This window comes from Streptomyces sp. NPDC054932 (assembly GCF_053610205.1).
Map to the genome: position 1 here is coordinate 1 of NZ_JBSGXU010000242.1, position 11,116 is coordinate 11,116.

8 protein-coding genes are annotated in these 11,116 nt (G+C 75.0%); 5 read left to right on the forward strand and 3 right to left on the reverse strand.

What is annotated here, in order from left to right; translation table 11 throughout:
* Positions 1–40: 40 nt before the first annotated feature.
* Positions 41–1,321 (reverse strand): sulfite oxidase, encoded by a 1,281-nt coding sequence (locus ACWGE1_RS36985; protein WP_453424848.1) that lies wholly within the window; start codon positions 1,319–1,321, stop codon positions 41–43.
* Between the two features lie 150 nt (positions 1,322–1,471).
* Here ACWGE1_RS36985 and ACWGE1_RS36990 point away from each other — a divergent pair, with 150 nt between their 5' ends.
* The 3 genes from ACWGE1_RS36990 (at position 1,472) to ACWGE1_RS37000 (ending at position 3,966) form a co-directional block, all read left to right on the forward strand.
* Positions 1,472–2,005 carry a GNAT family N-acetyltransferase gene (locus tag ACWGE1_RS36990; RefSeq protein WP_453424849.1) on the forward strand — a complete coding sequence of 178 codons (534 nt, stop codon included), beginning with the start codon at positions 1,472–1,474 and terminating at the stop codon, positions 2,003–2,005.
* 165 nt (positions 2,006–2,170) lie between these two features.
* A complete protein-coding gene (locus tag ACWGE1_RS36995; RefSeq protein WP_453424850.1) occupies positions 2,171–2,794 on the forward strand; it encodes an ankyrin repeat domain-containing protein in 624 nt (207 codons plus the stop codon).
* Entirely contained in the window at positions 2,791–3,966 is a 1,176-nt protein-coding gene (locus ACWGE1_RS37000; RefSeq protein ID WP_453424851.1) for a YncE family protein, read from the forward strand. The genes ACWGE1_RS36995 and ACWGE1_RS37000 overlap by 4 nt, the downstream gene beginning before the upstream one ends.
* A 33-nt stretch (positions 3,967–3,999) precedes the next feature.
* On the opposite strand, the gene ACWGE1_RS37005 is transcribed toward ACWGE1_RS37000, so the two are convergent.
* Together ACWGE1_RS37005 and ACWGE1_RS37010 are read right to left on the reverse strand one after the other, a co-directional pair.
* On the reverse strand, positions 4,000–4,281 hold the full coding sequence (locus ACWGE1_RS37005; RefSeq protein ID WP_453424852.1) for a hypothetical protein: 282 nt from the start codon (positions 4,279–4,281) through the stop codon (positions 4,000–4,002).
* Positions 4,278–5,021 (reverse strand): HNH endonuclease family protein, encoded by a 744-nt coding sequence (locus ACWGE1_RS37010; RefSeq protein ID WP_453424853.1) that lies wholly within the window; start codon positions 5,019–5,021, stop codon positions 4,278–4,280. Before ACWGE1_RS37010 ends, ACWGE1_RS37005 begins: the two co-directional genes overlap by 4 nt.
* A gap of 202 nt (positions 5,022–5,223) precedes the next feature.
* Here ACWGE1_RS37010 and ACWGE1_RS37015 point away from each other — a divergent pair, with 202 nt between their 5' ends.
* Together ACWGE1_RS37015 and ACWGE1_RS37020 are read left to right on the forward strand one after the other, a co-directional pair.
* Positions 5,224–6,090, forward strand: coding sequence for a DUF4132 domain-containing protein (locus tag ACWGE1_RS37015; protein WP_453424854.1), 867 nt, complete (start codon positions 5,224–5,226; stop codon positions 6,088–6,090).
* Between the two features lie 23 nt (positions 6,091–6,113).
* A complete protein-coding gene (locus tag ACWGE1_RS37020) occupies positions 6,114–11,009 on the forward strand; it encodes a DNA-binding protein (protein ID WP_453424855.1) in 4,896 nt (1,631 codons plus the stop codon).
* The last annotated feature ends 107 nt before the right edge of the window (positions 11,010–11,116 follow it).

Consider the following 11,116-nt stretch of genomic DNA (forward strand, 5'->3'; position numbering starts at 1 on the left):
CTGCCTGTTCCCCGGGGAACAGGCAGGGCGCCGGCCGTGGTCAGACCACCGTCACCGGGTGGCGGACCACCGCGTCGAAGAGGTAGCCCTGGGTGTTGTGGACCGACCGGTCGGGCTGCGTCCGCCCGGTCGCGTCGGTCGCCCGCGCCAGCAGCGAGGTCGCACCCGTGGCCCGCGGGGTCCAGGGCAGCGACCAGCGCACCCAGCCGCCCCGGCGCGGGGTGTCGTGCAGCCGGGCCCGCCGCCAGTGGGCGCCGCCGTCCGTGCTGACGTCGATGCGGGTGACCGGGGCCGCGGCCGACCAGGAACGGCCGGTCAGCAGCCGGGTCCGGTGCACCGCGACGGTGGCCCCCAGTTCCAGCTCGAAGGCGCTCTTGAGGGTCTGCCGGGTCAGCGGGACACTGCCCTGCGCCGGGTGCTCGGGCCCGAACAGCCGGTACGTGTCGGTGTTCCACGGCGAGTAGAGCGGCTCCCGGCTCACCTCGATGTCCCCGACCCACTTGATCGACGAGATCCCGACCCAGTCCGGAACCACGAGGCGGACCGGCCCGCCGTGGTCGGGAGGCAGCGGCTCCCCGTTCATCTCGTAGGCCAGCAGTACGTCGTCCAGCGCCTTGGCCACCGGCAGCGGGCGCCGCACCCGGCCCAGGTTCACCCCGTTCGTGACCACCTCGTCGTCCAGCCCGCGCGGCAGCACGTCCACGGCGCCGCGGGTCACGCCCGCCAGCCGCAGTACGTCCGACAGCCGCGCGCCGCGCCAGCGCGCGACGCCGATCGCGCCCAGGGTCCAGGCGGTACCGGTGACCGGCTGGCCCTGCTGCGTGGTGTAGAAGCTCCGGCCGTTGCCCGCGCACTCGATGAACAGCGTCCGTTCCACCGGCCGCAGGGCGCGCAGCCGCTCGTACGACAGCTCCAGCGGGCCGCCCGCGAGCCCGTCTCCCCACACCTTCAGCCGCCACCCGTCGGCATCGATCCGCGGGGTGGAGGTGTGGTTGCGGACGAAGAACCGGTCGATGGGGGTGAGTGGGCCGGTACCGCGCAGCGCCGCGAAGTTCGTCTCCGCGTTCGTGCCGCGGAGGGTGAACAGCTCGGGCGGCAGCGACTTGACGGTGCCGGGCACCGGGGTGGCGGCGGGGACGTCCGGCGCGGCCGAGGCGGTGCCCGCGCCCGCGGCAACGCCGAGCGGCGCGGCGGTGGCCCCCACCGCGAACAGCTTCAGCAGATCGCGGCGATCCACTCCCGCGGAGCGGGCGCGGCCACGCACCCACTGCCGCAGGCGCGTGCGGTCGTACCGGCTTTCGTCCGACAGATCGAGGGACATGGCAGGAGCACTCCTTGGTCACGGTTCCCACGGACCGTAGACGTCCGCGGCGAGCCGCGAAAACCTTCCCAGCGCGACGGCCACGAACCCGCAACACTGCCGCAACGGCCGATTACCGCTGGTCGGCGGAATTTCGGCAGGATGTGGGGCATGACCGAGATCCGTACCCCCCGCCTCCTCCTCCGCCGCTGGACCGACGACGACCTCGTCCCCCTGTCGGAGATCAACGCCGACCCGGAGGTGATGCGCTGGATCGGCGAGGGCTCCACCCTCGGCCTGGACGAGACGGCCGAGGAGATCGAGCGCTGGGAGGAGGAGTGGGACGACGAGGGCTTCGGGCTCTTCGCCGTCGAGCTCCTCGGATCCGGCGAACTCATCGGTGCCGTCGGTCTCTCGGTGCTCGAGAACCTGCCGGACGCCCGGGCGGACGTGCAGATCAGCTGGCGGCTCGGCCGCCAGTACTGGGGCCAGGGCTACGCCTCCGAGGCCGCCCACGCCACCCTGGAGTTCGCGCTCCAGGACCGCGGCCTGGACCGGGTCGTCGCGATCAACCGGATGAGCAACACCGATTCCGAGAACGTGATCCGCAAACTGGGCATGGCGATGGAACGCGACACCACCGATCCCCGGTACGGGACCGCCGTGCGGGTACACGGCATCGACCTCACGGAGTACGAAGCCTGATCGGGCCGTCCCGCATCAGCCGATCGGCCGACCCCCGGGTCGGCCGGACCGCTCCCGGGCTCCGTCCACCGGGCGGACCGGCCGCGGGCCCCGGCCCGGCGAGCATGGGTCGGGGGAGCGGGAGGACGTACCCGGCCCTCCCCGCCCGGAGCCGAGAGGGACACCATGAACGCGCACGACCGACTCCTCCTCGACGGGGCCCGCCGCGGCGACGCGGCGGCGGTGAGCACGGCGCTCGCCGCGGGCGCCGCCGTGGAGGCCCGGGACGAGGAGCTGCGCACGCCCCTGCTGCTCGCCGTGCTCGGCGACCACGTGGCCGTGGCCGAACGGCTGGTCGCCGCCGGAGCCGACCCGAACGCCCCGGACTCCCGGGAGGACAGTCCCTGGCTGGTCACCGGCGTCACCGGGAGCGTACGGATGATGCGCCTGCTGCTGCCCGCCGGACCCGACCTGCGGCAGCGCAACCGCTTCGGCGGGATCTCCCTCATCCCGGCCGCCGAGCGCGGGCACACCGCGTACGTGCGCGCCGTGCTCGACGAGACGGACATCGACGTCGACCACGTCAACCGGCTCGGCTGGACCGCCCTGCTGGAGGCCGTGATCCTCGGCGACGGCGGCCCGCGCCACGAGGAGGTCATAACGATCCTGCTCGCGGCGGGCGCCGATCCCCTGCTGGCCGATCACAGCGGGGTGAGCCCGTACGAGCACGCCGTCCGCCGCGGCTTCGACGGCATGGCGCGGACCCTGAAGGCGGCGGCGGCCGGGGCGGAACGGGGGTCCGGCCGATGAACCGCCGCACGCGGGACACCCGTACCCGGGGCGCCCGTACCCGTGACACTCGTACCGGGGGCGCCCGTACGCGCACCCGCGGCGCCCTCGCGGCGCTCGCCGCGGCCCTGCTGCTCGGCGCCTGCGCCCCGGCCGGGACGGGGTCCGCGCCGAGTCCGGCGCCCTCCGCCGCCTCCCCGCTGCCGGCCACCGCCCCCACCCCGCAGGGGCTGCTCCTGACGGCCGATTTCGGGGCCGACACCGTGACCTTCGTGGACCCCGAGCGCGGTGCGGTCGCCTCGGTCGCCGTGGGCAGGGCCCCGTACGGTCTCGCCGTGGGCGCGGACGGCCGCGCGTGGGTGGCCACCGCCGAGGGCGTCGCCGTCGTCGACACCCGCACCCGCGTACGGGTGGCCCTGATCCCCCACCGCACCGGCACCGGCCCGGTCACCGACGGCGAGTACCGCGGCGGCGGCATGGGCATCGCGCTCTCGCCCGACGGCGCGCGCGCCTACGTCGGGGTCAACGTCCCCGGCACCACCGGAGTCCTGGAGGTCGTCGACACGGCGAAGCGTGAGACTGCCGCCGTCGTACCGGTGGGCAGGCGCCCCTTCGACGTGGACGTGTCGCCGGACGGCGCCGAGGTCTACGTCACCGGCCACGACTCCTTCGACGTCACCGTCGTGGCGGCGGACTCGCTGACGCCCCGCCGGATCGAGGTGGCCCCCTACGGCACCGAGGGCGGGCTCGCCTCCTGGCTGAAGCCGCACTACGCCGCCGTGCGCCCGGCCGACGGGAAGCTGCTGCTCCCCTTCGAGGGCGAGCGGCTCGCGGTGGTGGACCCGCGGACCGGGCACACCGGGATCGAGCCGATGACCGCCGACACCCACCAGCACGGTGCGACGGTCACGGCCGACGGCCGGCTCCTGGTCGTCGGCACCGGAGCGGTGCGGCCGGGCGACGGCAGGGGCCCGTCGCTGACGGTCCGTTCCCCGGACGGAGCCGAGCGCGTGTACCCGCTCCGGGGCCCGCACGAGGACGTGGCCGTCTCCCGCGACGGCCGGACCGCGTACGTCACGGGCGGCCACACCCGCGACGGCTACTGGAACGGCATCACGGTCGTCGACCTCGACACCGGAGCCACCCGCCGACTCGCGGCGGGCGCCCGGCCCCTGGGGATCGCGGTCCTCTGAGCCCCGCCCGTCAGCCCGGCCCCGGTCCGCCCCTCAGCCCGCCCCGCCGCCGGGGGCCACGGCCCCGCCGCCGGCGCGGATCGCCGCGAGGGCGGCGGCGTGCAGGGCGGCGGGGTCGCCGTGATGGGCCCGTGGACTGCCCGTCAGGGTGTACCACTCGTCGGCGTCCTTGTACTGGACGTCGAAGCGGACCAAGCCCCCGGCCGGCGCGGTGGTGCGCAGCGTGAGCGGGCCGGTGATCACGCCGACCTCGTCGGTCATGGCGCCGCCCGGCCCGGCGAGCACCTCGTCCTGCCAGGGGTGCGGCTGCGTCATGAGGCGCAGGTGTCCAGCATCGTGGTGAGCATCTTCTTCTCCGGTTCGGTGACGGTCAGTCCGTACACGGACTTCACGGTGGTCCAGGCCCGCCCGTACTGGCACCAGCTCGCCTTGTCCGGCGGCTGCCACAGGTCGGGGCTCTGGTCGCCCTTGGAACGGTTCGAGGCCGCCGTCACGGCCAGGAGCTGAGGATTGGTCAGATCGTTGGCGAATGCCTTGCGCCGGGCGGAGTCCCAGCCGGCCGCGCCGGAGCGCCAGCCCTCGGCGAGCGGCACCATGTGGTCGATGTCCATCTTCCCCGCGTCCGTGACGACGACCCCGTCGTAGAGGCTCTTCCAGTTGCCGGCGACGGCCCGGCACTCGCCGTCCCGCTCGACCCCGGTGCCGTCGCGCTCCAGGACGACCTCACGGGTGTCGCACTTGTTGCCCTGCTGCGCCCAGTGCGTGAACCTGTCCCGGCTGTAGCCCGCCATCGTGCCGACCGGCGCCACCTTGAGCTCGGCCAACCGGGTCCGCGCCACGGCGGCGCCGACCATGCCCGGGAGCACGTCCCCGGCGGCCGGCTTGGCGTCCCCGCCGCCCGGTGACTGCGCAGATTCCGGCGCCCTGGTGGACGACGAGGCCGCGGGCGCCGACGGCTTCGCGTCCCCGGCGCCCGGCGCCCCCGGACCGGAGCACCCGGCCGCCAGCAGCACCGTCATCAGCACCGCACCGGGCACCTGTATCTGACGTCCCATAACCCCACCCCGAGCCGGTACCGCTCCGCACGCTGTCTCGGAAACACTACCCAGAACCGGACATTCAACCTAGCGAGGGCCCTCCGGTGGGCGTTGTCAGTGGCCCTCGCTAGTCTCCCGGCATACCGCAGCTCAGGGGGGTCGGCTCCCCCCTGTCAGGGCTGCGCGCAACCGGACGGGACAGGCGGAGGGGCACGGGCTGATGGCATGGCTGGCGGCGGGCGAAGGGTACGAGATCGCCCTGGTGGAGGGGCGGGTGGCGGCGAGGTCCGCCACCGGGCGGACGGCGGGACGGCAGTTGAAGACACTGCCCAAGGCCCTGAAGGACCATCCCGAGGTGGACCGGCTGCGCAGGCTGGCCGAGTGGCTCGACCGGCACGAGGCCGCCTGCATCGCACAGGTGGACAGCTGGATGGTCTCCTCGCTGCCGGTGCCGACCGAACTGCTCGCCCGGGTCTGGCCGGACGAGGCATGGCAGAGCGCCCTGCGCGACGTGGCCGTCGTCGGCGACGACCCGGACGAGGTGGGCTTCCTGCGGGACGCCACCGCGTCCGGTGAGCTGAAGGTGGTCAACCTCGACGGCGAGACCGTACGGCTCTCCCCGCGCACGGTGACACTGCCGCACCCGGTGCTCCTGCCGGACCTGGACGACGTACGCGACTTCGCGGCCGAGCTGGGCATCGTCCAGCGGGTCGAGCAGATCCACCGGGCCACCTGGGTCAAGCCGGACGGGCTCGCCGCCACCGCCACCGAGGTCCGCGACTACGCGGGCGGGGTCTTCCCCACCCGCTTCAGCCTCGCCGCCCGCGCCACCGCCCTCGGCTACCGGGTCTCCGGCGGCTACGCCACCTGCAAGGTCCGGGACTCCGGGCCCGGCACCGAGGCCGCCGTGTGGATCGGCGAGCCCTACTACGAGGACGAGATGACCACCGGCGCCCTGAGCTGGCACGACGAGGACGGCCGCACGGTACGTCTGACGGCGGTCGGACCGGTGGCCTGGTCCGAGGGAATGCGGATGGCCGCGGCACTCTACGCCGGGCGCAAGATCGAGGAGGGCGGGGACGCGTGAGCACCAACCAGGAAGACACCGAGATGAACAAGCACGAACTGCTCCTCAAGGCCGGTGCCGTGCTGCCGCACGACACCACGGACGCCGGCCCCGGCGCCGTGGCACTGACCGCGCGCTCCTACCGCCACCCCGGCCTCGGCGACGACCGCGTCGTGATCCGGCTCGCGCCCGCCGAACTGGGCGCGGCCGAGGACCTCGCCGCAGGCTTCCTGGGACTCGTACGGGACGAGGGCGAGCCGCCCGTCGTCGGCCTGAGCCGGCGCCAGGCACTCGGATTCCCCGAATGGATCCTGGTGCACCACCCCGAGGACGGCCACCACGCCCTCGCGGTCGTCCCCGAACTCGACCGCATCGCCCGGCAGGCCAAGACCAAGCCCAAGGCCGCCCTCGACGCCTGCATCGAGCTGGCCGACCGCCTCGCAGCGTCCGTCCCGCACTTCCTGCCCCTGTTCCACGAGCAGGCGGCGCGCGTCTTCCTCGCCGTCGAGAACACCACCTACGCCGCCCAGCTGTTCGGCCGGGCCCGCGCCGCCGAGGCCCAGCACGGGCTGGGTATCGACGAGGACCGCCTCGACGCCGTCTTCCTCGAATTCGCCCTGGCCGGCGCCCTGCCGGTCAAGGTGCTCACCGGCTACGGCAAGGCACTGGCCGGCCGCGTCACCCCCGCCGAGGCATACGCGCGCTTCCGCCGTCTGTGCGTACGACGCACCGCCGGCGGGCTGCCGCCCTCCGCCCAGGCCGCCGCCGAACTGCGCCGCCTCGCCCGCGCCGCGGGCCTGACCGGCACCGAACCCGAGCAGGACTACCTCGCCGAACTGCTGCCCCTGCCCGCCACCCTGCGCGCCGCGCTCGGCTGGTGGAAGGCCCACCGCGCAGCCCTCGTCGCACTCGCCCACCGTGTTCCCGCCGTCCGCGGCACCCTCCTCGGGCTGACGCCCCCCGGCGGCGACGGCAGCGAGCTCACCGCCCTGTGGCTGGAGGTCCTGGAGGAGTCCGGCGCCACCGCCGGGCTCGCCGACCCGGAACTGCCCGCCGAGCAGCGCTGCACCGACGGTGCGGCCGGCTGGCTGGAGCGCTTCCACGCCGCCCGCCACTCCGGCTGGGGCAGCCGCCCCACCCTCCCGCTCCTCCTCACCCTCGTCGAGCGCTGCGCCGAGCAGCTGCGCGCCGAACTCGCCCGCCCCGAGCGGGAGGCGGGCCTGCGGATCGCGGTCGAGGACGCCAACCTCCTCGACCTGCTGCTCGCCCTCGACATCCCGGTCGCCGACCCCGAGACCGAGAGCCGCGGACACCGGCACGGCCACCTGAACCTGACGGAGTGGGCCGACGCCGAACAGCGCCGCGACCTGCTCGCCATCGCCGCCGACCAGCGCTTCCACCCCTCCTTCCGGCGCGCGCTGAACGCCTTCGGCGCCGGCCACGCCGATGTCGTCCGGTGCGTCGCCGCATCGTCCGGCGGCCGCCCGCTGCTGGCCGAGTGGGTGCGCGAGGTCGCCGTCGCCTCCACCGCCGCCGGCCTGCCCGGAGTTCCCGACGCCATCGCACGCCTGACCTGGCTGCCGAGGGAAGCCCTGGAACTCGCCCCCGAGGAGGTGGCCGCCGCGGCCGCCGCGGACCTCGCCGAAACCCTCGCCCGCACCCTGCGCGGCGGTCTCTTCGAGGAACTGGCCTGGCCCTCCTGGGAGGAGGCCCTCGCCGAACTGGGCCCCGGCCAGGGCCGGGAGTCCCTGAACGTGGTCGAGGCCTGGCCGTACCTGATCGTCGCCAACCAGACCCAGGTCCGGGTCATCGACGCCGACTCCACCGTCCTCACCCACGACCTGCGGGCGCCGGCCGGGCAGGCCTACCGCTACGGCTTCCACTACGTCGACGGTGAACTGCTCGTCTTCTGGTCCTCCTGGAGCACCAGCGGGACCCAGGGCTACTGGCACAACTCGCCCGGCACCGTCTTCACCCTGGACACCGACCGCAACCACTGGTCCCTGCGCAGCGACCACCTCTCCCTGCCTCTCCCCGGCGGCGGGCGCGCCACCGGCGGCGGAGTCCTGCACCGCGGTGACACGAAGCTGCCGGACGAAAGGGCCCTGCTCTGCGACGGCACCTCGTACTGGGTGTGGCAGCGCCGTGACCAGAACAACGACAGCGGCTGGCTCGAGCACGACCCCGTCGGAGCGGTCTGCGGCAGGTTCTCCCTGCCCGCCTTCTTCGCTGACGCCGAGCGCGCACACCCGGAGAACATCCGCCGGGCCGGGCACGCCAACTGGCTGCGGCCGACGCCCACCGTGGACGGCTCGGTCCTCGGGGTGCCCGCCGACGGCCTGCTCGGCTGGCGCACCGTACGCGTCCCCGGCCAGGGCTGGGAAGGCACCGACACCGCCGGCCGCACCGTCACCGTGGCAGAGGGCCGCGACATGCCCGTCGCCGCCCTCGCCTTCCCCGGCGACGACCGGCCCCGCGCACTGTCCCAGCACTGGCAGGAGCTGAGCATCAGCGACGCGGACGGTGTCGTCACCGCCCGTTCGCAGAGCGACCACCGCCGCCTCTCCGCCTTCGGCACCGGCAGCGTGGACCTCCCGCCGCTGTCGCACTGGTACGCGCTGCGCCCCCGCGACACCGAGGGCTCGGCGGCTCTGCGCGCCGCCGACCGGGAGACCGTCGCCGCCCTGCTCAAGGCCGCCGCCGCGGTCGCCAAGGTCACCGACCTGCCCGACCTGGTGAGCGCGGCCCTGCCGCGGATCACCGCCCCCCGGATGATCGGCGGCATCGTCGAGCTCCTGCGCTTCACCCTCACCCAGCAGAAGGCCCTGGACGAGATCGCCGCCCGGCTCCACCCGGACAACGCCCCCGAGGAGGAGCGCGAGAAGGGCCCCAGCGACCGGCTGACCGCCGAAGCGCTGAGCGGCCTCATCGGCCCCGGCTACTACCGCTGGGGCGGCGACAGCGACGCCGTCCACCACATGCTGAGCGAACTCGCCGCCGCCTGTGCGCGGACCGACGAGGCCCCGGTGCCCGGCCGGCTGCACTTCGACACGCCCGCGCTGCCGCACTACACCCTCACCTGGACGCCGCTGCTGGACCAGCTCGCCGCCGTCGCCTACCGGACCGTCACCGTCGCGGCCACCGACGAACAGCGGGCGGCGCTCGTCGGCCTGCTCGGCCGGGTGAACGCCCTCGGCCTGGCCTCGGCCACCGGCTCCGCCGACCGCTGGCGCCGCGTCGTGGTCCGCCTCGACCACCCGCACCTGCGCACCCCCGACGGTCACGAACACAACGTCCACCACCGCAGCCTGCTGCCGCTGGGCGGCGGAGCCGTCCTCGCGCTCACCGAGCACAGTGCCTCCCTGCCCGACGGCCACGAGTTCGGCGCCCTGCTGCACGACCCCACCGGCCGCTTCGCCGTCCCCGGCCCCTACACCGTGCGCGGCGACGCCCCGCTCGGCGACCGCGACCGCGACGCCGACTGGCTGACCGGTTTCCTCGACGTGGCCGCCGAACACGGCGCGGTCCCCTTCCGCCCAGAAGCCGCGGAGGAGTTCGCCCGGCTCACCGGAGTCTCCGGAGCCCTCGCCCGCCTGGTGATCGCCGGACTCCCGCACGTCGACAGCTACGAGCGCAACTTCCTGCCCGCCGAACTGCGCACCGCCCTCGGGGTCAAGGCCACCGACGCCGCGTACGCCCGCGACGAGCTCAAGAGCCTCGACGCCGAGGTACGGCGCGCCGTCGTCGCGGCCCTGCTGCCCGCCGATCCGGCGGCACTCTGGAGCGAGGGCCCCGACGTGGCCGCCGCCGCGGAGGTGTGGAACCGGCGCGTGGGCAGGCGCACCCCCGTCCCCGACTGGCTCGCCACGGAGGCCGCGCGCGCCGTGCGCGACACCGGGCAGCACCGCATCCTGGCCGCACTGCTCGACCCCGCGGCCGCGCGCGAGCTCTCCGTCGACGTGGCCTGGACGGTCAAGGGCGACCACGTGGAGCCCTGCGAGCCGGCCGCCGACCCCTTCACCGCGCACGTCCTGACCGGAACCCTGGCCATGGCCGCCTGGCTGGCCCACCGGCTGCCCGCGGGAGACCCCGTACGAGCGGCCCTGCCGCCCGTACTGACCGCCGTACGGCAGCGGCTCGCCGCGCCCGAATTGCTCCTGGAGATCGGGCACTACACCAGCCTTCCCGAATTCCGGAAGGCGGCGGGCACGCCGACCGAGACCGGCGAGGGCTACGAGCGCTACGGCGCCGTCGTCATGGCCACCCACGACGACCAGCCCAAGCCCGCGCTGCGCCCGGCCCTGCTGGACTCCACCGGCTCCGATCCGTACCTGCCGGTGCTGCGCGGGGACGACCAGCGGCCCTCCGTGGTCGAAACGGCCCTGCGGGCCGCCCACGATCCGCGCTTCGCCGCGCTGCTCGCCGACCCGGGAGCCCCGGCGGCCGGCGCCGTGGCCGCGGACGGCACCTGGTGGCCACAGGACCCGAGCCGCTCCGTTCCCGAACTGGTGACGGAGGTCGGGGCCCGGCACGGCCTGGGCGCCGACGCGGCCGCCCTCTACCTCGCCCTGCTCGCCATGCCCGACCCCACCGACCGCAACACCGCGCGGTGGACGGGCTGGAAGCCGGCCCGCCTCAAGGCCGCCCGCGCCGAACTGGCCGCCACCGACCTGGTGGTGACGGCCGGCCGCAGCCGGGCCGGGCGCTCGCTGTTCCTGCCCGGCGGGTGGGCCGACATGCCCTCCCCGACGCTCCCGGTGGAGCAGTGGAAGCTGCCGATGTACGGCCCGAGCGGTGGAGACCGGCCGCTGCGCGGCGTGCTGGCACCGACCGAACCCGCGGCGGAGCTCTACCGCCGGGCCTGGCAGCGGGTCCGCGAGGGCGACGTGCCGCGCTTCGAGGAACTCAAGGTGAAGCGCACCCGCGCCCGCCGCCGCTGAACCGGAGCCGCTGAACCGGTGTTGTTGATCCGGCGCCGCTGAACCGGCGGCGCCGGAAGCGGACGCCCCAGGGCGCCCAACCGGCGCGGCGCACCTGCCCACAGGTG

Coding starts and splice junctions, on each gene's coding strand:
- ACWGE1_RS36985 (WP_453424848.1), bottom strand. CDS start 1,321: ATGTCCCTCGATCTGTCGGACGAAAGCCGGTACGACCGCACGCGCCTG.
- ACWGE1_RS36990 (WP_453424849.1), top strand. CDS start 1,472: ATGACCGAGATCCGTACCCCCCGCCTCCTCCTCCGCCGCTGGACCGAC.
- ACWGE1_RS36995 (WP_453424850.1), top strand. CDS start 2,171: ATGAACGCGCACGACCGACTCCTCCTCGACGGGGCCCGCCGCGGCGAC.
- ACWGE1_RS37000 (WP_453424851.1), top strand. CDS start 2,791: ATGAACCGCCGCACGCGGGACACCCGTACCCGGGGCGCCCGTACCCGT.
- ACWGE1_RS37005 (WP_453424852.1), bottom strand. CDS start 4,281: ATGACGCAGCCGCACCCCTGGCAGGACGAGGTGCTCGCCGGGCCGGGC.
- ACWGE1_RS37010 (WP_453424853.1), bottom strand. CDS start 5,021: ATGGGACGTCAGATACAGGTGCCCGGTGCGGTGCTGATGACGGTGCTG.
- ACWGE1_RS37015 (WP_453424854.1), top strand. CDS start 5,224: ATGGCATGGCTGGCGGCGGGCGAAGGGTACGAGATCGCCCTGGTGGAG.
- ACWGE1_RS37020 (WP_453424855.1), top strand. CDS start 6,114: ATGAACAAGCACGAACTGCTCCTCAAGGCCGGTGCCGTGCTGCCGCAC.